A 20,749-nucleotide genomic window follows, 5' to 3' on the forward strand; every position below is an offset into this window, starting at 1 on the left:
GCGACGATGGGTGCCGCAGGCCAGACATCAGGGGGAGGGCGGCGCGTGGGGACAGCGGTGACGATCATCGTGCCGACCTTCAACGAGCGCGACAATGTCGCCGAGCTCGTGGAGCGCACGGCGGCGGCTCTCCGCGGTCGCGACGCCGAGATCCTGTTCGTCGACGACAGCACCGATGACACGGCCGCCGAGGTCGCCCGCGTGGCCGCAGACGCGCCGGTACCGGTACGGGTCATCCACCGCACCGAGAACACCGGGGGACTCGGCGGCGCCGTGGTCGTCGGTCTCTCCGCCGCGGAATCGGACATCTGCATCGTGATGGACGGCGACCTGCAGCATCCGCCCGAGCTCCTGCCTGCACTGCTGGACCGCTTCGCCGAGGGCGACGCCGACGTGGTCGCCGCCTCGCGCTACGTGGGCGGTGGTGACACGAGCGGACTGGGCACTGCCGTGCGGTTCGGGGTGTCTCGTGCGGCGACCTGGCTGACGAGGGCGATGTTCCCCATCCGTCTGGCTCGCAGCACCGACCCGATGACCGGCTTCTTCCTCGTCGACCGCCGGAGGGTGGACGTCGCCGCACTGCGGCCGCAGGGATTCAAGATCCTGCTCGAGATCCTCGCGCGCACGGATCTGCGCATCGCCGAGATCCCGATGGAGTTCGCGGAACGTCGCCACGGCACATCCAAGGCGAGTCTGCGCCAGGGCGTCACGTTCGTCGCCCACCTCGCACGCCTCCGCTTCGGCAAGATGTCGTTGTTCGCGATCATCGGCGTGATCGGAGCCGTCGCGAACCTCGGCATCATGTGGCTCCTGGTCGCGCTCGGTGTGCCCTACATCTGGGCCGCGATCATCGGGGCCGAGGTGACGATCATCGGCAACTTCATCCTGCAGGAGCGGTTCGTCTTCGCCGACATGCGCACGGATGCCCGGGGACTCGGCCTCCGCTTCGTCACCTCGTTCGCGTTCAACAACGTCGAAGCCGCGGTGCGCATCCCGGTGATGGCGCTGATGGTCGAGACCTGGCACATCTCGAGCGTGCTGGCCACCGGGCTCTCGCTCATCGTGGCGTTCTTCGCCCGATTCCTCTTCCACTCGCTCGTGGTCTACGCCCCGCGGCGCGGCACGGACGAGGCTCGGGAGCCGAAGGCCGACACCGCGACGCTCCGTGTCATCCGTGCCATCGACGCCGAGGCCATGAAGCCCGGCGAGCTCTAGACGGCCGCCGCCAGGTACGCCTCGAGGGAGAGCGCCGCTTCTCGCGGCGTCCAGCCTGCCGCGGTGATGCGACCCAGGTCGAGCACGCTGTTGAGCGGTCGCGGGGCCACGGGTCCTGCCTGGCCGGCGAAGTACTCCGCGGTCGTCACGTCGCTCACCCCGGAGGGGTCGTGGCCGGTGAGGCGGTAGACGGCCCGCGCCACGTCGGCCCAGGACTGCGGTTCGCCTGCGCCCGTCACGTTGTACACGCCGTAGGCCGGCCGTTCCGCGAGCAGATGCGCGATCGCGGAGGCGAGGTCGGCCGTGAAGGTGAGCCGTCCGATCTGATCCCCGACCACGCGCGGCGCGATGCCGCGCTCGGCGAGCGACGCCATGGTGCGCACGAAGTTCTTCCCCTCGCCGATCACCCACGAGGTGCGCACGATGTAGTGACGTGGCACCGTGGCGACGACGGCATCGCCGGCAGCCTTGGTCTGCCCGTAGACGCCGAGCGGCTGCACGGGGTCGGACTCCGTGTAGGGCTCGGCCTGCGCGCCGTCGAACACGTAGTCGCTCGACACGTGCACGAGCGTGAGGCCGTTCTCGGTCACGATGCGGGCGAGCGCGGCGACACCGGTCACGTTGGCCGCCCAGGCGTCACGGCGGCCGGCCGGCGTCTCGGCGAGGTCGACGGCGGTGTACGCGCCGGCGTTGATGATCGTGCCGTAGTCGCGCCAGCGGCGCGCGCTCGGGAGGTCGGTGTCTGCCAGGTCGAAGGTCTCGCGCGTCGTGTACTCGACGTGCGCCGCATCGCCGAGCTCTGCGCGCAGCGCCGTGCCCAGCTGACCGGATGCGCCGATCACGAGGATCTTGCGAGGTCGGATCGGTGTCACCCCTGCCAGGCGCGGGTGCCCGAGGTCCTTGGCCGAGATCTCGACATCGGCGAGCGGGATCGGCCACGCGATCGCCGCGGTCTCATCCGCGAGATTCAGGAACGAGTACTCCGCGTCGGGCGACCAGTGGTCGTTGACGAGGTAGGCGTACGCGGTGTCGGGCTCGAGCGTCTGGTACGAGTTCCCGACCCCGCGCGGCACCAGGATCGCCCGTGACGGGTCGATCTCGGCCGTGAACACCGTGCCGAACGTGGCTCCCTCGCGCAGGTCGACCCAGGCGCCGAAGATCTTGCCGGTGGCGACCGACACCCACTTGTCCCACGGCTCCGCGTGGATCCCGCGGGTGGTGCCGACGGCATCGTTGAACGAGACGTTGTTCTGCACCGGCCCGAAGTCGGGCAGGCCGGCGGCGACCATCTTCTCGCGCTGCCAGTTCTCCTTGAACCAGCCGCGGGAGTCGCCGTGCACCGGGAGGTCGACGAGGAGGAGACCGGGGATCGACGTCTCGGTGACCGTGAGCGCCTTGCCGAACGCGGTCATCACTGCCCCTTGGAGGCGTAGAAGGACTCGGTGGCGTCCTTGGACGGGGCCCACCAGTCCTCGTTGTCGCGGTACCAGTCGATCGTCGAGGCGAGTCCGGACTCGAAGTCGGAGTAGCGCGGTGCCCAGCCCAGCTCGGTGCGCAGTCGCGTCGAGTCGATCGCGTAGCGCAGGTCGTGCCCAGCCCGATCGGTCACGTGGTCGTAGGCGTCGGCCGGCTGGCCCATCTGCGTGAGGATGAGCTCGATCACCGACCGGTTGTCCTTCTCGCCGTCGGCGCCGATCAGATACGTCTCTCCGATCACGCCCTTGTCGAGGATGGTCAGCACCGCCGAGGAGTGGTCGTCGGCGTGGATCCAGTCGCGCACGTTGTGCCCCGCGCCGTAGAGCTTGGGGCGGATGCCGCGCAGCACGTTCGTGATCTGCCGCGGGATGAACTTCTCGACGTGCTGGTACGGGCCGTAGTTGTTCGAGCAGTTCGAGATCGTGGCCTGCACCCCGAAGGAGCGTACCCACGCCCGCACGAGCAGGTCGCTGCCGGCCTTCGTGGAGGAGTACGGCGAGGAGGGGTTGTACGGGGTCTGCTCGGTGAACCGCTGCGGGTCGTCGAGCTCGAGATCCCCGTACACCTCGTCCGTGGAGATGTGGTGGAACCGTCGCTCGTGCCGGCGGGCCGCTTCGAGGAGCGTGTACGTCCCCATGATGTTGGTGTCGAGGAAGGGCCGCGGGTCGTGCAGCGAGTTGTCGTTGTGCGACTCGGCGGCGTAGTGCACCACCGCGTCGGTCTGGGCGAAGAGCGAATCGACGAGCGCGGCATCCATGATGTCGCCCTTGACGAGCTCGACGCGGTCGGCGGGAAGGCCCGCCAACGAGGCGCGGTTCCCGGCGTAGGTGAGCTTGTCGAGCACCGTCACCTGCGCATCGGTGTGCGCGACGACGTGGTGGACGAAGTTGGAGCCGATGAAGCCGGCACCCCCGGTCACGAGCAGGCGGGTCATCGGTGTCCTCGTTCCAGCAGATCGAGCAGGTAGGAGCCGTACCCGGACTTCACGAGCGCCTCGGCGCGTGCCCGCAGCTGTTCGTCGTCCAGGAAGCCCTGTCGCCAGGCGACCTCTTCGGGAACACCGATCTTCATGCCGGTGCGGCGCTCCATGGTGCGCACGTAGTCGGCGGCATCCGTCATCTGGTCGAACGTCCCGGTGTCGAGCCAGGCGGTTCCACGGGGGAGCACCTCGACCTGGAGCTTCTTGCGCTGCAGGTACTCGCGGTTGACGTCGGTGATCTCGTACTCGCCGCGGGCGCTCGGGGCGAGGGTGCGCGCGATCTCGACGACGTCGTTGTCGTAGAAGTACAGACCGGGGACCGCGTAGTTGCTCTGCGGGTCCTTCGGCTTCTCCTCCAGGGAGACCGCCTGCCCGTTCTCATCGAACGAGACGACACCGTAGGCCTGCGGCTCCGCCACCCAATACGCGAAGACCGCGCCGCCGTCGATGTCGGCGAAGCGCTTGAGCTGCGTACCGAGGCCGGGACCGTAGAGCAGGTTGTCGCCGAGGACGAGCGCGACGCTGTCATCGCCGATGAAGTCGGCGCCGATCGTGAAGGCCTGCGCGAGGCCGTCCGGCGACTCCTGCTGCGCGAAGGTGAGCGAGATGCCGAACTGCGATCCGTCGCCGAGAAGCCGTTCGAAGTGCGCGGCGTCGTGCGGGGTCGTGATCACGAGGATGTCGCGGATGCCGGCGAGCATGAGCGTCGAAAGGGGGTAGTAGACCATCGGCTTGTCGTACACCGGGATGAGCTGCTTGGAGACTCCCAGGGTGATCGGATGCAGTCGCGTTCCGGATCCGCCCGCGAGAATGATGCCCTTCATGATCCCCCTTGTGAAAACGTCGATGTCCATGGTGGCGTCGCGTGATCGACGGTTCCCCAACCGCCCACGACCCCCACAGTCGTTCCGCTCGACTCTAGCGGGTCGGACGAGGCGAGTCCGCACCGAGCGGAACTGATTCCGTTCCGCCCCGACGTCGGTGCGCGAGTTCAGCCAGCGGAATGGCGGTGAGGGCGAACAGCAGCGCGAGGGTGCGCGACGAGGTCAGAAGCGGGCTGAAGAACGTGTCCCAGGCGCCGAGCAGGACCAGCAGGACCGCGAGCCCGGATGCCGCCTTGATCGACACGCTGCGAGCCACCGCATACACCGCGCACACGACGAGCATCAATGAGAAAGCGGCGCCGAGCGGCCCGAAGCGCAGCCACATGTCGCCGAGCACGGAGTGGACCTCGTACTGCCCGCCGAACATGTACCCCTCCACGTAGCCGTTGTTGGGGTCGTAGTTGAGTCCGCTCATGCCGGTCTTCGCGATCCAGACGTCCTGCGAGGTCGGGAGCACCCCGCTGCCGAACCCCTGCGGACGGTGGGAGATGAGCGCCGTCGCCGCTCCCAGCTCCGGTCGTCCCCCGGCGATCAGCGAACCGGAGGTGTCGATCTGCGCCTGAGTGCGCTGTTGCGCGGCATCGCCGAGCGCGCCATCGAGGATGAGCGCCTGCAGGAGGCTGAAAGCCGCGACGCTCAGCAGCCCCAGCAGGATCAGCGTCTGTGCGGGTCGCGGGCGGCGCCGGCCCGGCGGCATGAACGACTGCCACAGCACGATCACGCCCGAGAGCAGAAGGAAGGACGTCATCGATCGCGAGTCCGATACCAGGCAGACGGCGGCGAGGGCGGCGAGTGCGAGGAGGTCGAGCCATCGCCGTGCACTCGAGGACGTGAGTCCCAGGACGATGATGATGACGGGCACGGCGAGCGAGTACTTCCAGAGGTTCGCGGAGTTGCCGCCCGTGAGCGCCACGTTCACCAGAGCGCCCACGCCGAAGGCGACCGCCGTGGCGGCGATTCCGAGCTGGCTGCGGACCCACAGCAGCACCCCGATTCCCCCCGCGAGCGAGAGCAGGGTGAAGGTCTGCTCCATCATCAGCGAGGACGAGGTCGGCCGCACCGTCTCGAAGATCGTCAGCACCACGCCCCACACCGCCGCTGCGGCGGCGAGGCCCAGCAGCGGGCGGGCGAAGCGGTACTCCTTCATCGCCGGCCACCAGACGGGGATCAGGACCACGGCGACGAGCAGCGACAGGCTGACGCCGGGACCGAACTGGTAGCGGATCGCCGACGCCGCGGCAGCGGCGGCGGCGATGATCGACGTCGTCGTGTATTTCTCCGTGCGGAGCATGCTCTCGGTGCCGGTCAGCGAAGGTCTCCGCGGAACACGGCCACCTTCGAGCCGAAGAGGTAGTCCACGGTGAGGGTGACATCTTCGCGGTCGGCTTCGGCGATCGAGAACAGGTACGTGCCGTCGGCGGACTCGCCCGGAGCGAGCGATCCTTCGAACGGGGCGCCGCCCGGCTGGGTCAGGATGCCCGCGGGCGCCCTGTCCTTGCCCGAATAGGCGTTGACGGCGATGTACTCGAGATCGAGCGGCTCGGTGCCGGTGTTCACGACCCGCACAGTGGCGCGGATCGCCGGGCCGGAGGTCTCTCCGGCGGTGGTGGCCTCACCCTGCACGGCCTGCACGCTCGACAACGAGATCTCGATGCCACCGTCCGCGACGATCGTCGCATCGGGTGCGACCGGCGAGAGCTCGGCGAACGGGGCGTCGCTCTCCACAGGTGCGGGGGTGGGCGTCTGGGTGGGCCGGGGGGCATCGGGGTTCAGGATGTCGCGCGGCGGCACGGTGGGCGTCGCGGAGGACGACGGCGTCGCCGATGGCGTGCCCGACAGCAGCGACGGGACGACGAGGGCTCCCACGACGGCCAGGGCGATCACCGCGAACAGGATCGAGAGCGTGATCCAGGCGCGCCGGCGGTTCGGCGTCGACTCCTCAGTTGATTCCACCGTATGACCCCCATGCTGATACCCCGTGGTGTCGCCCGCGAGAACGGGCGGCGTGATCAGAGTTTAGACCGATGCGTTCCTCTGCGAGAGAGCGTCCGACATCAGGCGGCGTCCGTCGCGGACCCCCCGCCAGGCGGCGCGGAGAGGGGCGATCGGATGCAGGAACTGGCGACGCCCGCCACGCAGGAGCACCTGCCAGGCGTTGCGGAACGCGGTGCGCGACCAGGCATCGGCATCCGCGCGGTCCAGCAGCAGCGCCGCGAAGAGGAGTCTGTTCCGGATGTTGTAGTAGTAGTAGAGCGCGGACTTGGCCTCTGGTCGTTGAGACGTGGAGCGATGGGTGGCTCCCTCGTCGTGCACGGCGATCGCCTCCTCGACGACGAGAAGTCGCGCTCCCGCTCTGCTCGCACGCACCGAGATGTCGACGTCTTCCCAGTACAGGAAATAGTCGTGGTGGAAGCCGCCCACGCGCTCCCAGAGGGCGCGGGGCACCCACAGGCACGCGCCGCTGAGCCAAGGGAGCCGCCGCGCGTCCGGCTGCTCCCGTCGCCGCCGAGGGCCCCCCATCGACCCGTCGTCGAGGTAGACGTCCATCCCGGCGAACCACGTGCGCCCGTCGGCGTCCTCGACGCGCGGGGATGCGAGGGTCATGCCGTCCGCCGTGGCCGATGCCAACGCGGACGTCGACCGGGAGTCGATGTGGGCGTCCGGGTTGAGCAGCAGGATGTCGGTCGCGCCGAGCTCGTCGAAGGCGAGGGCTGCGCCGGCGTTCACCCCTCCGCCGAAGCCGGCGTTGTCGGGCATGGCCACCAGATGCCAGCCGTGTTCCTCGCACAAGGTGCCGACCCGTTCCCGCTCCGCAGGGCTGGAGAGGTTGTCGACGACGATGATCCTGGCGTCCGGGACCGCTGCGGCCGTCGCCGCCAGATTCACCTCCAGCAGGTGCGATGACGCGTAGTTGACGACGATGATCCCCAGCACTCGTGACGTGCTCATCGGTGGTGCTCCCCTGGCGTTGCGGATCCGATCTCCGTGGAATGGACCCTGTCGATATAGTGAAGGCTACATTTCGGCGCCGCCTGGGGGAGTTGTCGTGTCAGAGATCCGAGCCGCCATGTCGCGGTTGAAGCAGGCGCAGAAGTCGTCGAAAGGCGCGGCGGCGTACTCGCGGTACGTGAATCGTCCGCTCGGTCGACCGCTCGCGGCGACCGCCTATGCGATCGGGATGACGCCGACGCAGGTCACGATGGTCAGCGCCCTCTGCACGCTCAGCGGTGTCGCGTTGATCGCGCTGCTCACGCCCACCGTGTGGTCATCCGTGCTCGTGGCCGTGCTCCTCGTCCTGGGGTACGCACTCGATTCGGCCGATGGACAGCTCGCGCGGCTCACCGGCACCGGCTCGCTCGCCGGGGAGTGGCTCGACCACTTCTTCGACTCGCTCAAGCTCGCCACCATCCATCTCGCGGTGCTCGTGTGCTGGTTCCGCTTCTACGAGATCGATGAGGCGTGGCTGCTCGTGCCGCTCGCCTTCGCGGCGATCGCGAACACCTTCTTCTTCGGGATCATGGCCGCCGACTTCCTCCGCCGCATCCACCGCCTGCAGGCTCCTGTCGAGACCGCGGAGGCGCCGCGCGAGGCGTGGCGCTCGGGCTCGCTGTATTCGCTCGCGGTGATTCCGACGGACTACGGCTTCCTGAGCCTCTCGTTCGTCCTGCTCTGGTGGCAGCCGGGATTCATGGTGGTCTACACGGTTCTCGCGGCCATCAACGCGCTCATGCTCTTCCTGGCGGCGATGCGCTGGTACCGCTCGATCCGCGGATTGGAGGCCCATGCCTGAGTCCACCCGCCCCCTGCGCGTGATGCAGTCCTTCGGGGCGCCGCGCGTGACCACGAACCCGTACATCACGATGCTCGACCAGGCGCTCTCCTCGTCCGACGAGGTGGAGCACCTGCGGTTCTCCTGGCGGGGGGCACTGCTCGGTCGCTACGACGTCTTCCACTGGCACTGGCCCGAGGTCAAGCTGCACGGCGGCAGCAGGGTCTCGTCGGTCGGGAAGTACGCGCTGGCCTCCCTGCTCGCGTTGCGTCACGCGCTCGCTCGGAACATCGCGGTCGTCCGGACCGTGCACAATCTCGACCTCCCCGACGACAACGCCGCGCGGCTGTGGCTGCTGCGCAGGATCGATCGTCAGGCCGATCACCGCATCGTCCTGAACGAGACGACACCGCTCCCGGCCGGGACCGCGCAGTCGCTCATCCTGCATGGCCACTACCGGGACTGGTATCGGCCGGAGCCGGATGCCGTGGCCATACGCGGAAGGCTCGGCACCTTCGGGGGAGTGCGTCGATACAAGGGGGTCTCCGGATTCGTGGACGCCTACGCGGAGGCCGTCGCGATCGATGACGGCATCAGCATGGTGATCGGCGGCAAGGCATCCAGCACGGAGCTCGCCGACGACCTGCGGGCCCGTGTGGCCGACCTCCCGGGGGTGACCCTGCAACTGGAGTTCCTCAGCGATGAGGAGCTCGTCGAGCTGGTCAGCTCGTCGGAGCTCGTGGTGCTCGCCTACCGTTTCATGCACAACTCGGGCAGTGTGCTGGCTGCTCTCTCCCTCGATCGACCGGTGCTGGTGCCCCGGAACGACCCGAACGAGGCGCTCGCGCGCGAGGTCGGTCCCGAGTGGGTGCAGATGTACGACGGCGAGCTCGACGGGCCCGGCCTGCTGCGCGCGTTGCAGTCGGTGCGTGAGATCACGGCGGATCGGCCGGACCTTTCGCGACGGGAGTGGGTGGATGCCGGAGCGGCACACGCCGCCGCCTATCGCGCCGCGCTGCACGGACGCCGCGCTGGCGGACGTCCACGAGGACGGACCGGAGCCGGATCATGATGCGGGAAGCGGCGTTCCGGATCAAGACGGCTCTCGGCGGCCGTAGCAGCACCGACGCCTATCGCGAGTTCCTGGCGATGGACGCCCTCGACCCCGAGGCGATCGCCGAGGTCTCGGCCCGCCGATCGGCCGAGCACGCGCAGTTCGCCTTCGGCCACAGTCCGTTCTACCGCGAGCTCTACTCGTCACACGGGTTCTCGGCCGATGATCTCCGCGACCCCGCCGCGTTCTCAGCGCTGCCGATCGTCGACAAGGCCATGTTGCGCGAGAACTTCGACCGCATCCGCACCGATGAGGCGAACGACCGCACGAGCGTGGTGTCGAAGACCGGTGGCAGCACCGGACTGCCGCTGCATCTGCTGCGCGACCTCCGCTTCCCGGCGCGCGCCTTGGAATGGCGCCTGTTCGAATGGTGGGGTGTGCGACCGTGGGACGACCGTGGCATCGTCACCCGTCACGTCCTCACCGGTGCGGCGCGGATCCGTCACGACCTCGGGTGGTTGCCGTCACGGCGCGTGCAGTTGGACGCCTTCCAGATCACCGATGAGGCAGTGGCCGAGTTCGCGCGCTCCTGGAACCGGGTTCGTCCGCGCTTCCTCATCGGCTATGGCGGTGGCGTGCTCGACGCCGTACGGCGCCTGCAGCGACTCGGACTCACGCTGACGCCGCCGCGTGCGGTCGCAGTGACCGCAGCGCCGCTGACGGCGGGGACCCGCGCCGAGATCGAGACGGCCTTCGGTGCACCCTGCTTCGATCACTACCGCTCGGCGGAGATCCCCTGGATGGCCGGCGAGTGCGCGCACCAGAGCGGTCTGCACGTGTTCGCGGATGTGCGCCGCGTCGAGATCGTCGATGCCGCAGACGAGGTCGTCCCCGACGGCGTCGAGGGGGAGGTCGTGGTGAGCGACCTGACGAATCGTGTGTTCCCCGTGATCCGATACCGGCTCGGAGACATCAGTCGCCTTCTGCCGGGTACCTGCGCGTGCGGACGGGGACTTCCCCGGCTCGGCGCGATCTCCGGACGGTCCTCGGATGCGGTCCGGCTGCCGGACGGCACGACCATCGCCGGAGCGCTGGGGCACATCTTCGACGACTTCCCGCTCTCCATCCGCCAGTTCGAGATCGTGCAGGAGGCGGACTACTCGGTGACGCTCCGATGCATCCCCAGCGACCGGCCCGATGCGCAGACGGGCATCGACGCGGCCGCGGAGAAGCTGCGTTTCGCGACCAAGGGGATCGTGCCGGTCACCGTCGAGAGGGTCGACAGCATCCCGCAGGTCGGCGGAAAGATGCGGTTCATCCGCAGCGCTGTTCCCGCGACCTCCTGAAGACGACCGCGGGGAAGGGCGCCGCGTAATATCTCGGTTCGGCAACAATCTTCAGGATCATCTGTATAGACTGACCCCTGGCCACCGCCCTCCGGGTAGGTGGTGCGTACCGAATCTGCACACCATCTCGCCCGGAGGGGGCTAGCTGGAGGGGCGCGGTGTACGCGGGCTGAAACCCCAAGGAGACATGCTGTTGCTTCTGCGACGTCGACCCACCCCTTCCCATCCCTCCCATACGATCGCCGCAGGCACCACTGCGGCTCTCGTCGCCGCGACGCTGCTGGTCGGCCTCGTCGGCGCTCCTGCTTACGCGGCGGAGACACCGTCGCCGGATCCATCGCCGACGGCCGAACCCACACCGTCGTCGGAACCCGCACCGACCACGGTGCCTCCGACCGACCGAGCGGTCGAACAATCGGTGCCTGCGCCGACCGAGGAGCCGACTGCTCCGTCTGCGCAGCTCGCGCCCCTCGCGGCGGCGCCCGCCGTGCTGCTCGCCGACGATTTCAGCCGGACTGCGTCGGCCGGGTGGGGGCGGTCCGACAACGGACTCGCCTACTCGTCCTGGTCATCACGCACCACGGTTGCGAGCATCGACGGGGAAGCCGCGTCGATCGCCCTCAACCCGGGTGAATCCGCGTACCTGACGCCGCGTGACGTGCAGGCGGCGGACATCCGGATCTCATCCGACATCCGCCTGGAGGCTGCGGGCGGACGCAGCTATTACGCCTACACCACACGTGTGCAGCGAGACGGATCCGCCTACCGCCTGCGTATCTTCACCGATGCCGACGGCAAGGTGCAGTTGTCGGTCCTGCGCAGTGTGAAGGGGGTGGACACCGAGCTCAAGTCGATCGCTGTCCCCGTCACGCTGCTCGGCGACGACTGGTACACGTTCGACGCCACGGTGACAGGAACAGACGCGGTCGCCTTCGAGGCGCGGATCACGCCGAAGGGCGACACGCCCGGGGCGCCCCAGCTCACCGTGACGGACCGTTCCGCCGCCCGTCTGTCGGCAGCCGGCGGTCTGGCGGTCTGGGGCTATGCGTCCAGCAGCGCCAAGAGCCAGACCGTCCTCCAGCTCGATTCGCTCACCGCGGTCGCCGCGAAGACACCGCTGAGCGGCGAGGTGACGCCGGCGCCCGAACCCGAGCCGCAGCCGGAACCGCAGCCGGAACCGCAGCCTGAACCGCAGCCCGAACCGCAGCCCGAACCGCAGCCCGAACCGCAGCCCGAGCCTCAGCCGCAGCCCGAGCCCGAGCCGCAGCCGGAGCCCGCGCCGAACACCTCGCGCGGCGCGGCGACCGTGGGAACCGCGTCGTACGCCGTCCCGCAAGGGGCCGTGTACGTGAACCGGTCCTCGAACGCCACGACGCAGGACGGCAAGGCGGCGACGCCGTTCCGCACGGTGCAGGCCGCGGTGGACGCATCGCCTGCCGGTTCCACCATCGTCATCCGCGCCGGTGAGTACCACGAGTCCGTCGAGGTGCCGTTCAACAAGACGCTCACGATTCAGGCGTATCCCGGTGAAGCGGTCTGGTTCGACGGCTCGACACGGGTGTCCTCGTGGAGCAAGTCCGGCTCGACCTGGGTCAGCGGCGGATGGAAGGCCGAGTTCAGCGACGACATGCTCAACGGCAACGCCAGCTGGTTCGTCGACCCGAAGTATCCGATGGCGAACCATCCCGACATGCTGTTCATCGACGGTGTCGCGCAGAAGCAGGTCGCGTCTGCCGACCAGGTCGTCGACGGCACGTTCGCCGTGGACTACGCCGCCGACCGCCTCATCCTGGGCACGAACCCCGAGGGGCGCCAGGTGCGGGTCAGCGACCTGGGACAGGCGCTCAACGTGCGCTCGGCGAACTCGGTTCTCCAGGGATTCGGAGTGCGTCGGTATGCGACGTCGTACGACGTGCTCGGCACCGTGCGCATGCACAACGTCGGGACGACGCTGCGCGATCTGGTGATCGAGGACAACGCGACCATCGGGCTCTTCGTCGGCAACGACAGGGCCACGGTCGACAACCTCACGATCCGGCGCAACGGCCTGCTCGGGTTCTCACTCACGACGGCGTACGACTCGAAGGTCTCGGACTCGCTGTTCACCGACAACAACGTGGAGCATTTCAACGGTTCCCCGGTTGCGGGCGGTATCAAGGTGACGCGTTCGCGCGGCGTGGTGATGAGCAACGTCGACACGAGCCGGAACATCGGCAGCGGTACCTGGTTCGATGAATCCTGCTTCGACGTGAAGATCGTCGACGTCACGTCGAACGACAACACGGAGATCGGTATCCACGCCGAACTGTCATCTCAGGTGACGATCGCGGGAAGCCAGGCGTTCAACAACAAGGAGGGCATCCGCATCTTCGACACCGAGAACGTGCTCGTCACGAACAACGATCTCGGCAACAACTCCCGTCATGACATCAACCTCATGCAGGATGAGCGGCGCCAGGCCACGCATCGCGTGGGACGCGATCCGCGCGTGAGCGGCGTCGACTCGACGGTCACGTGGATCACGCGCAACATCACGATCCGCAACAACGTGTTCGGGGCAGGCGGGCCGCGCGCCATCTTCGCTCACGATACGGCGACCGGACGGGCAGTGGACACCTGGAACCTGGTGATCGACGGAAACCTGTTCAGCAGCAGTGCCGCGGGTGGCCCGTCCATGGTGACGTGGGGCGGATCCGGCAACGTGTACGAGTCCTTCCAGACTCCGCAGGCGCTGGCATCGGCGAAGAACCCGTCGTGGCGCAACGCCATGACGTCGAAGCCGGAGGCGTTCGACGCGATGGCTGACGACGTCGCGGCGAACTCCTCGATCGCCCGACCGCTCACATCGACCGTCGCCACGCTGCTCGGCGTCGCGAACGGCGTGGTGCAGCTCGGCAGCGGCCGCTGACGATCGGACTCCGACCCCGCCAGCGCCCCCGGGGCGTCGGCGGGGTCGGAGTGCGTGGGGCCGCGGTGTCGCCCTCCACCCGGCACAATGGAGTCGTGACAGATGACACGCGTGCGCCCTACCTCCTCGTCCACGCGGGCTGGGAGCTGTTCGGCTCCGACCGGATGCTCTTGGAGAGCGCGATCGGGCTGAAGGAAGCGGGCCAGCGGGTGGTCGTGGCGTTGCCTGAGCGCGGCCCCCTGGTCGCTGCCCTCCACCAGGCGGGTGCCGAGGTCCTGCTGCCGCCGACGTTCGCGCTGCGGAAATCCGCTCTGCGCCCTCGGAACTGGCTGCGGACGGCGCGCGACGCCATCCGGGGCACGGCGGCGGCCGTGGCCATCATCCGCAGGCTCCGTCCCCGAGCCATCTACGTCAGCACGATCGTGCTGCCGGTCTGGCCGGTGATCGGACGGCTCCTGCGCGTGCCGACCGTGACGCACGTGCACGAAGCCGAAGCCGGTGCGCCGCGCCTGGTCAACGTCCTCCTCTACGCGCCGCACCTCGCCTCGCACGGTCTGATCGTGAACAGCGAGTTCACGCTGCGCACGGTCGGGGGGAGCATCCCGGCGCTCGCACGCCGTGCCACCGTGATCCCCAACGGTGTCGCCTCACCCGTCGATGCCCCGGCACCCCGCGCGCAGCTCGACGGGCTCCGGGTGGTCTACGTCGGGCGCATGTCGCACCGCAAGGGCCCGGATGTCGCGGTCGAGGCCGTGGGGCTGCTGAACGCGCGAGGCGTCGACGTGGATCTGCATCTGATCGGGGCCGCTTTCGCAGGGAATGAGGCCTTCGAGGAGACGCTCACGCACCGCATCGATGAGCTGTCGCTGACCGATCGGGTGACGCATCATGGTTTTCGGTCCGACATCTGGCCCGTGCTGGCCGCGGCGGATGTCGTCGTCGTCCCCTCCCGCCAGGATGAGTCCTTCGGCAACACCGCGGTCGAGGGGATCCTCGCGGCGCGCCCGGTCGTGGCAAGCGACATCGCCGGTCTGCGAGAGGCCGTCGGGGAATATGACTCCGCCGTCTTCGTCGCGCCGGGTGATCCGGAGGAGCTGGCGGCTGCCCTCGCCGCCATCGTCTCGGATTGGCCCTCGTTCCAGGCGAGCGCTCAGACGGACCGAGAAGCCGCGCTCACCCGCTTCGCCCCGGACGCGTATCGGAAGGCCGTCGCTGCCCTGATGCAGGGGATCGCGCGCGACTGATCTCCGAGACGGACGTCTCAATACCGGGTCTCAGACCGTCGGCGTCTTCTGCTTCTTCTGCTTCTTGTGCTTCTTCTTGTCGGGCACGGGCACGGGCTGCGGCGACGGCGTCGTCGGAGCATCGAGGAACTCGACGGCCTGACGGTGGAGCTGCTCGACGTCCGCGACGGTCGAGGCCAGCATGGCGTGGTGCGCGCGTGCGGACCCGTGATGCGCATCCGGGATGTCGTACGGATTGCGCCGACGCTTTCCCCACAGGCTCCGCCGCGCCAGCGGGAGGGCGATGAAACCCCGTCGTGCGTGCAGCACTTCCGCATAGAGCTGGAGGCCGCGCGCTTCGACGGCCGACGACGCGAACTCCGCCATCCGTTCGAACTCGTGCGGCTGCACCGGCTCCTTGCCGAGGTAGGCCGCCTCGCGAAGCGTGAAGGTGCGTGATCGCACTTCCGGCACCAGCGCTGCCACCGCGGAGCGCTCGGCGCGACTCGCCGTGAGGATCAGATCGGCCGCACGCAGGTCCTCGGCATCGATGCCGGCGGGGCGGTGCGTTTTCGTGAGCGCGGCCGCCTCGGTGCCACCGGCCGCCGCGACGAGCGAGGCGGAGACGGTGCACATCTCGAGCGCACCGGTGCCCACTCTGGTGCCCGCGCTGGAGATCTCCCAGCCATCCGCGTGGCTCGACGCTCTCAAGGCGCCTTCCATCAACGGGGAGCGGCAGACATTGGCTTCGCAGACGAAGATCAGTCTGTGCGTCACGTGCATCCCCCATCACGGAACCGTCGACTCCGGCCCGATCTACCAAGATAGGCGATAATGAGCCGATGGCGAATCGCGAGACGACGCGTCGCACATTGTGTCGAGGGGATACGGGGACACATGACTTTGCATGACTACATCCAGTCGCTCAAGAGCCATTGGATCGTGATCGTCCTCCTGGCGATGGTCGGAGGAGGGTCGGCGTACGCGTACTCGCAGTTCGTGGACCCCGAGTATCGAGCCGCCGCGCAGGTCATGGTCATCGCGACGCGGGGTGAGAACACCAGCGAGCTGTTGCAGGGCTCGAACTACGTGCAGAGCCTGGTGCAGACCTACACGATCCTGGTGACGTCGCCCACCGTCCTCGATCCGGTCATCGAAGATCTGGGGCTCGACGAGACCCCCAACCGCCTCGCGCGCCGGGTCGATGTGAACGTCCCCTTGAACACCGTCGTGATCGAGATCGGCGTGACGGATGCCGATGGCGAGAGCGCGCACAACACCGCGAACGCGATCGCCAAGGAACTCGCCGACGCGGTGCGCAACGTCTCGCCGGTGAGCGCCGATGGCGAGCCCGCCGTGCGCATCGAGACGATCTCTCCGGCGCGCATACCGACGGTGCCGGTGTCGCCGAACACGCGCAACAACGTCATCCTCGGCGTAGCGGCCGGGCTGTTCGCCGGCGTCGTCTTCGCCGTGCTCCGCCGGCGTCTGGCCACCCGTCTCACCACTGCCCGGTCGCTCAGCGAGGTCACCGATGTCGCCCTTCTGGGGGAGATTCCCGAGGCATCGGACAACCAGACCATCGCCCGCGTCATCCGCTCGCAGCCGGACGGCCGCGTCGCCGAGGCCATGCGCCAGGTGGCCGCGAGCCTCAAGTTCGTCGACGTCGACAAGAACCGGCGCGTCATCCTCGTCACGTCGTGCTCCGCGCAGGAGGGCAAGTCCTCGGTCAGCCTCGGACTGGCGCTCACGCTCGCCGAGGGCGGTCGCTCGGTGCTCTTCATCGAAGCCGATCTCCGCCGACCGAGCACCGCCAGATACACCCAGCTCGAAGGCGCCGTCGGTCTGACCACCGTGCTCATCGGTGACGTCGAACTCGCTGAGGCGGTTCAGGAATGGGGGCGTCCCGGTCTCGACATCCTCACCGCGGGTGCACAACCCCCGAACCCGGGCCAGCTGCTCTCGAGCGGGGGACTTCACCGCGTCGTCGAAGCCGCGCGCGACTCCTACGACTACGTCATCATCGACACCGCCCCGGTGCTGTCGGTCAGCGATGCACTGTGGTTGTCGACCATGGCGGACGGCACGCTGTTCGTCGTGCGGGCCAATCGCACCAAGGGTGCGGACCTCAGCCGCGCGCTCAGCTCGCTGGAGTCCACCAGGACCCCGGTGCTCGGCATCGTGTTCAACGGAGTCAAGGGAGCTGCCAAGAGCCCGTACTACACGGACGATCGCGCGAAGGGCTTCTTCTCCCGGCGTCTGCTGCGCAGCTCGCGGGGGTAGGCGCCGTGAACTCCCTCCTCGCCCTCGGCGCCCGCGCGCTGACGATGGTGATCTCGCTCGTCTGCGGCGTGATCACGACACGGATGATCCTCGGAGAGACGGACATCCAGCACTACGCGCTCTATTCGTTGCTGATCACGATCCCGTCCCTGCTGACGTTCACGGATCTGGGCAGTGGAGCGGTCCTCGTGAACGCCGTGGCCACCAGCGACGACATCCGCACCGATCGCAAGCTGCGTCTGCAGATCACTTCGGTCGGCCGCGTCCTGTTGATGTTCGCCACCGGACTGATGATCGTCAACACGGTGCTGCTGGTGACGGGCGGCTGGCGGGCGCTCTTCGGTGACGCCGGAACGATCCCCGGCGCGGCGCTCGCCGCGTTCCTCTGCATCACGCTCTTCAGCCTGTCGATCACGCTGGGCGTCTGGTTCCGGATCCTCCTCGGTCAGCGTCGCAACCATCTGGTGATCCTCGTGCAGGGGATGATCTCGCCGGTCACCTTGGGTGGCGTGTGGCTCATGCTCACCTTCGGGGGGCGGGACTTCGACTCGTACCTGGCGATCGCCTCCTACGGGGCGTCGTTGTTCTCGGCGATCGTCGGCTTCCTCCTGGTGACGCGATCCACGTCGCCGCTGATCCCGGATTCCCTGCGGATGGTGCTGCGCTGGCGGCGGGTGCCGGGGGTGCGGGTGATGGATGTCGGGTGGCCGATGCTCGCCCAGATGGTGACCTACCCGATCGCGGTCGGATCTCAGCGCTACGTGCTCGCGCAGTTCGGGACGCCGGTCGATGTCGCCGAGTACGGCGTGGCCGGGCAGGTGTTCTTCGCGCTGAACGGCCTCGTGATGGCAGCCGGTGTCGCACTGTGGCCGCAGTTCGCGCGTCTCCGGCACAAGGGCGAGCTCCGCCGCGGTCCCTACCTGCTGTCGGTGATCTTCGCCGGTGCGATCGCCGCCGCCACGTTCATGGTGTGGTTCGTGTCGCCGTGGCTGTTCGAGTTCATCACGCAGGGCGAGCTCGAGGTGCGCACCCTCACGATCCTCGCGTTCGGCTGCATGATCATGCTCACGGCGGCCGTGTATCCGCTGGGCATGTTCATCATGGACAAGCCGGGCATCCGCTTCCAGGTCATCCCGACCCTCGCGATGGCGGCGGTCAGCATCGTGCTGTCGGTCGTGCTGACCCCTCTGATCGGCATCGTCGGACCGCTGCTCGGCGTGTCCTTCGCGCTGATCGTGTGCCAGATCATCCCGTACTCGATCTACATCCACCGGCATCGAGAGCGTCTGCTCGGGGCGCAGGGCGAGCCCAGCGCCGAGGAGCCGGCCGAGGTCGGTTAGCCGGGCCAGTCGGTCTCGGTGCGGCGCGCGCGACGTGCCGTGGGATGAATCGAGCCGCCAGCGGCGATGCGGATCGCCAGATCCTCGTAGGCCGTCGTGACGTCGCCCCAGGAGAACGCCTCTGCCGCGCGCTGACGCACGGATGCCGATGCCGTCGACACGGCGTCGGCGTCAGCCTCGGCGGCATCGAGCGCCCGCGCGACGTCGGCAGGCTCCCCGAAGAACCATCCCTGCTCGTCGAGGACTTCGCGGTTGAAGACCACATCGAATGCGATGACCGCGGTGCCGGCCCCCATGGCTCGCAGAAGCGAGGGGTTCGTCCCGCCCACCGAGTGCCCATGCAGGTAGGTGTAGGCATGGTGGTAGAGCGCATCGAGCAGGCCCTGGTCGTACACTCCGCCGAGCAGTCGGATACGTGGATCCGACGCGGCGATGCGGTCGATCTCCGCGGTGTACTCGGCGGCGTAGGGCGCGGAACCCACGACCACGAGGGGCTTGGACGCGCCGGAGGCCGCATACCCCTCGACGATCTCCCGAACATGATTCTCGGGTTCGAAGCGTGCCACGACCAGGTGATAGCCGCCCGGCTCGAGGCCCAGGGCGGTGATGCCGTCGGTCGGCGCCTCATCGAGCAGCGGGGCGCCGTAGCGGATGAGCTCGCTGTCGACGCCGTACTGGTGGTCGTAGTAGTCGGCGATGCCGGGGGCGTCGGCGATGATGGCGTCCGCCGTACGCACGCCGAACGTCTCGGCCCAGCGGTAGTACGCCTTGCCGCGCGATCCCCACTTCGAGCGACGCCACTCCAGGCCGTCCATGTGCAGCGCCACCGGGATGCGCCGGGCGCGCAGCAGAGGAAGGAACGGCGAGTTCGCCGCATTGAAGACGAACGCGGCGTCCGGGCGCCCCTTGGTGACGGAGTGCAGAGTCGACAGTGCGGTGTGGCTCAGCGTCTCGAGCGCCTTCTGGCGGACAGCCGGAAGAGTGACGCGGCGCATGCCGAGATAGCTGTCGCCGACCGTTCCCGCGTCGCGTCCGTAGACGAGGACCCGGTGGCCGCGATCGACCAGACGGCGGCCGACCTCCTCCACCGCCGTCTCGAACCCGCCGTACGCGGCGGGGATCCCGCGCGTTCCGATCAGGGCGATGCGGAGCGATGGCGTCGATGAAGTCGAGTCGGAGCGCATCGCATCAGTATGCCCGAGCCGACGCGCCGGCTCCTGATGCGTCCCGCTATCCTGAGGCGGTGTCCACACGCCACGGTGCCGATCATCCCCTGACATGGGGGTTTCCCGCCGAGCAGTCCGTGAGCAGCTGGGAACAGCGCCACGACCGCGGAGAGGTCCCAAGCGTATGGCCGTACGGGCTCGACGGGCTGCGGGAGTTCGCGCCCGTGTCCGTGGCCGACCTGCCGGTGCCGGGGCGGCTGGCCCGGCTGCGCGCCCGTGCGGGTGTCGGACCCCGAAGGCAGGCAGGGACGGCGTTCACCTGGGACGAGAACGCGGCTTTCCGTTTGCAGGTGACGAAACCGCATGAGCGTTTCATCTCGGGAGTGATCTGGCTGACGGACATGGTCGAGCGCGGCACGGTGCCCGCCCGGCTGATCGAGGTGCTGCGTGAGGCGGAGGCCCTGTGGGTGCTCAGCGAGGCGCAGGTCGATCCGTTGCGGGCATTGCTCGGCGCCGGCGGTCCGCGTGTCGTTGCCGTGCCCTTCGGCGTCGACGCCGAGTTCTTCTCGGTCCGCCCGTACCCGTCACGGCCCCGGATCGTGAGCATCGGCAACGATCGCGACCGCGATCCGCAGACACTGTTCCGGGCGTTCTCGCGCGTGCTCGACGCGCGACCGGAGACCGAGATCATCGTGCAGACCTCGGCGGAGGGGGCGCCGGACGGTGTCCAGGTCGCGCAGCGCATGTCGCACAGCGAGCTGCACGAGCTCTACGCCACCGCGAGCGTCGTGGCGACCGCGACCCGACCGAACCTGCACGTGTCGGGGATGACGGTCACGCTGGAGGCGCTCGCCACCGGGAGGCCCGTCGTCAACACCGGCACCCCGGGGATGTCGCAGTACGTCGACGAGGGGCGCACGGGACACCTGGTGCCCGTCGGGGACGCGGCGGCGATGGCCGACCGGCTCATCGCTCTGCTCGACGACCCCGCGCGCGCGGCGACGATGGGTGAGCAGGGGCGTCTCGCCGTCGAAACGGGCTTCACCACGCAGGTGATGTGCGCGCACCTTGCCACGCTCCTGCTTCCCGACGTGGAGTGACACGCG

General features: G+C 68.6%; 17 protein-coding genes. 9 read left to right on the forward strand and 8 right to left on the reverse strand.

All coding sequences use genetic code 11. The features are described from left to right. Positions 1-6: 6 nt before the first annotated feature. Positions 7-1,215 carry a glycosyltransferase gene (locus FB560_RS19265; RefSeq protein ID WP_141874323.1) on the forward strand — a complete coding sequence of 403 codons (1,209 nt, stop codon included), beginning with the start codon at positions 7-9 and terminating at the stop codon, positions 1,213-1,215. On the opposite strand, the gene FB560_RS19270 is transcribed toward FB560_RS19265, so the two are convergent. The 6 genes from FB560_RS19270 to FB560_RS19295 form a co-directional block, all read right to left on the reverse strand. Continuing rightward, positions 1,212-2,627, reverse strand: coding sequence for a sugar nucleotide-binding protein (locus FB560_RS19270; protein WP_141874324.1), 1,416 nt, complete (start codon positions 2,625-2,627; stop codon positions 1,212-1,214). The genes FB560_RS19265 and FB560_RS19270 overlap by 4 nt on opposite strands. After that, the gene (gene rfbB / locus FB560_RS19275) at positions 2,627-3,625 is read right to left on the reverse strand and encodes a dTDP-glucose 4,6-dehydratase (RefSeq protein ID WP_141874325.1); all 999 of its coding nucleotides are present in this window, start codon (positions 3,623-3,625) and stop codon (positions 2,627-2,629) included. The genes FB560_RS19270 and rfbB overlap by 1 nt, the downstream gene beginning before the upstream one ends. After that, a complete protein-coding gene (gene rfbA / locus FB560_RS19280; RefSeq protein ID WP_141874326.1) occupies positions 3,622-4,494 on the reverse strand; it encodes a glucose-1-phosphate thymidylyltransferase RfbA in 873 nt (290 codons plus the stop codon). Before rfbA ends, rfbB begins: the two co-directional genes overlap by 4 nt. 94 nt (positions 4,495-4,588) lie before the next feature. After that, the gene (locus tag FB560_RS19285) at positions 4,589-5,845 is read right to left on the reverse strand and encodes a hypothetical protein (RefSeq protein ID WP_141874327.1); all 1,257 of its coding nucleotides are present in this window, start codon (positions 5,843-5,845) and stop codon (positions 4,589-4,591) included. A gap of 14 nt (positions 5,846-5,859) precedes the next feature. After that, entirely contained in the window at positions 5,860-6,507 is a 648-nt protein-coding gene (locus FB560_RS19290; RefSeq protein WP_141874328.1) for a hypothetical protein, read from the reverse strand. Between the two features lie 63 nt (positions 6,508-6,570). Further along, positions 6,571-7,503, reverse strand: a complete 933-nt coding sequence (locus tag FB560_RS19295) for a glycosyltransferase family 2 protein (protein ID WP_141874329.1) — start codon at positions 7,501-7,503, stop codon at positions 6,571-6,573. Between the two features lie 97 nt (positions 7,504-7,600). Between FB560_RS19295 and FB560_RS19300 the strand changes: the two genes are divergently transcribed. The 5 genes from FB560_RS19300 (at position 7,601) to FB560_RS19320 (ending at position 14,875) form a co-directional block, all read left to right on the forward strand. Then, positions 7,601-8,344, forward strand: coding sequence for a CDP-alcohol phosphatidyltransferase family protein (locus tag FB560_RS19300; RefSeq protein ID WP_211350007.1), 744 nt, complete (start codon positions 7,601-7,603; stop codon positions 8,342-8,344). Next, positions 8,337-9,395, forward strand: a complete 1,059-nt coding sequence (locus FB560_RS19305) for a glycosyltransferase family protein (protein ID WP_141874330.1) — start codon at positions 8,337-8,339, stop codon at positions 9,393-9,395. Before FB560_RS19300 ends, FB560_RS19305 begins: the two co-directional genes overlap by 8 nt. Then, complete coding sequence (locus FB560_RS19310) at positions 9,392-10,723, forward strand: phenylacetate--CoA ligase family protein (RefSeq protein ID WP_141874331.1); 1,332 nt, start codon at positions 9,392-9,394, stop codon at positions 10,721-10,723. Before FB560_RS19305 ends, FB560_RS19310 begins: the two co-directional genes overlap by 4 nt. 187 nt (positions 10,724-10,910) lie before the next feature. Then, entirely contained in the window at positions 10,911-13,631 is a 2,721-nt protein-coding gene (locus FB560_RS19315; RefSeq protein ID WP_141874332.1) for a right-handed parallel beta-helix repeat-containing protein, read from the forward strand. Between the two features lie 95 nt (positions 13,632-13,726). Next, on the forward strand, positions 13,727-14,875 hold the full coding sequence (locus tag FB560_RS19320; protein ID WP_141874333.1) for a glycosyltransferase: 1,149 nt from the start codon (positions 13,727-13,729) through the stop codon (positions 14,873-14,875). A 30-nt stretch (positions 14,876-14,905) separates the two neighbouring features. Here the strand turns inward: FB560_RS19320 and FB560_RS19325 are convergent, their stop codons facing one another. After that, positions 14,906-15,631, reverse strand: coding sequence for an arsenate reductase/protein-tyrosine-phosphatase family protein (locus FB560_RS19325; RefSeq protein ID WP_170198219.1), 726 nt, complete (start codon positions 15,629-15,631; stop codon positions 14,906-14,908). Between the two features lie 120 nt (positions 15,632-15,751). Between FB560_RS19325 and FB560_RS19330 the strand changes: the two genes are divergently transcribed. Next, entirely contained in the window at positions 15,752-17,137 is a 1,386-nt protein-coding gene (locus FB560_RS19330) for a polysaccharide biosynthesis tyrosine autokinase (RefSeq protein WP_170198220.1), read from the forward strand. A 5-nt stretch (positions 17,138-17,142) separates the two neighbouring features. After that, complete coding sequence (locus tag FB560_RS19335) at positions 17,143-18,477, forward strand: MATE family efflux transporter (RefSeq protein ID WP_141874336.1); 1,335 nt, start codon at positions 17,143-17,145, stop codon at positions 18,475-18,477. On the opposite strand, the gene FB560_RS19340 is transcribed toward FB560_RS19335, so the two are convergent. After that, positions 18,474-19,661 carry a DUF1972 domain-containing protein gene (locus FB560_RS19340; protein ID WP_141874337.1) on the reverse strand — a complete coding sequence of 396 codons (1,188 nt, stop codon included), beginning with the start codon at positions 19,659-19,661 and terminating at the stop codon, positions 18,474-18,476. The genes FB560_RS19335 and FB560_RS19340 overlap by 4 nt on opposite strands. 59 nt (positions 19,662-19,720) lie before the next feature. On the opposite strand from FB560_RS19340, the gene FB560_RS19345 reads away from it, so the two are divergent. Continuing rightward, positions 19,721-20,743 carry a glycosyltransferase family 4 protein gene (locus FB560_RS19345; protein WP_229673012.1) on the forward strand — a complete coding sequence of 341 codons (1,023 nt, stop codon included), beginning with the start codon at positions 19,721-19,723 and terminating at the stop codon, positions 20,741-20,743. Positions 20,744-20,749: the final 6 nt, after the last annotated feature.

Source organism: Microbacterium saperdae, from assembly GCF_006716345.1.
Taxonomy (GTDB): Bacteria; Actinomycetota; Actinomycetes; order Actinomycetales; family Microbacteriaceae; genus Microbacterium; species Microbacterium saperdae.

Bases quoted from the DNA above. Each gene is read 5' to 3' on its own strand.
- FB560_RS19265 (WP_141874323.1), top strand. From the start codon at position 7: ATGGGTGCCGCAGGCCAGACATCAGGGGGAGGGCGGCGCGTGGGGACA.
- FB560_RS19270 (WP_141874324.1), bottom strand. From the start codon at position 2,627: ATGACCGCGTTCGGCAAGGCGCTCACGGTCACCGAGACGTCGATCCCC.
- rfbB (WP_141874325.1), bottom strand. From the start codon at position 3,625: ATGACCCGCCTGCTCGTGACCGGGGGTGCCGGCTTCATCGGCTCCAAC.
- rfbA (WP_141874326.1), bottom strand. From the start codon at position 4,494: ATGAAGGGCATCATTCTCGCGGGCGGATCCGGAACGCGACTGCATCCG.
- FB560_RS19285 (WP_141874327.1), bottom strand. From the start codon at position 5,845: ATGCTCCGCACGGAGAAATACACGACGACGTCGATCATCGCCGCCGCC.
- FB560_RS19295 (WP_141874329.1), bottom strand. From the start codon at position 7,503: ATGAGCACGTCACGAGTGCTGGGGATCATCGTCGTCAACTACGCGTCA.
- FB560_RS19305 (WP_141874330.1), top strand. From the start codon at position 8,337: ATGCCTGAGTCCACCCGCCCCCTGCGCGTGATGCAGTCCTTCGGGGCG.
- FB560_RS19310 (WP_141874331.1), top strand. From the start codon at position 9,392: ATGATGCGGGAAGCGGCGTTCCGGATCAAGACGGCTCTCGGCGGCCGT.
- FB560_RS19315 (WP_141874332.1), top strand. From the start codon at position 10,911: ATGCTGTTGCTTCTGCGACGTCGACCCACCCCTTCCCATCCCTCCCAT.
- FB560_RS19330 (WP_170198220.1), top strand. From the start codon at position 15,752: ATGACTTTGCATGACTACATCCAGTCGCTCAAGAGCCATTGGATCGTG.
- FB560_RS19340 (WP_141874337.1), bottom strand. From the start codon at position 19,661: ATGCGCTCCGACTCGACTTCATCGACGCCATCGCTCCGCATCGCCCTG.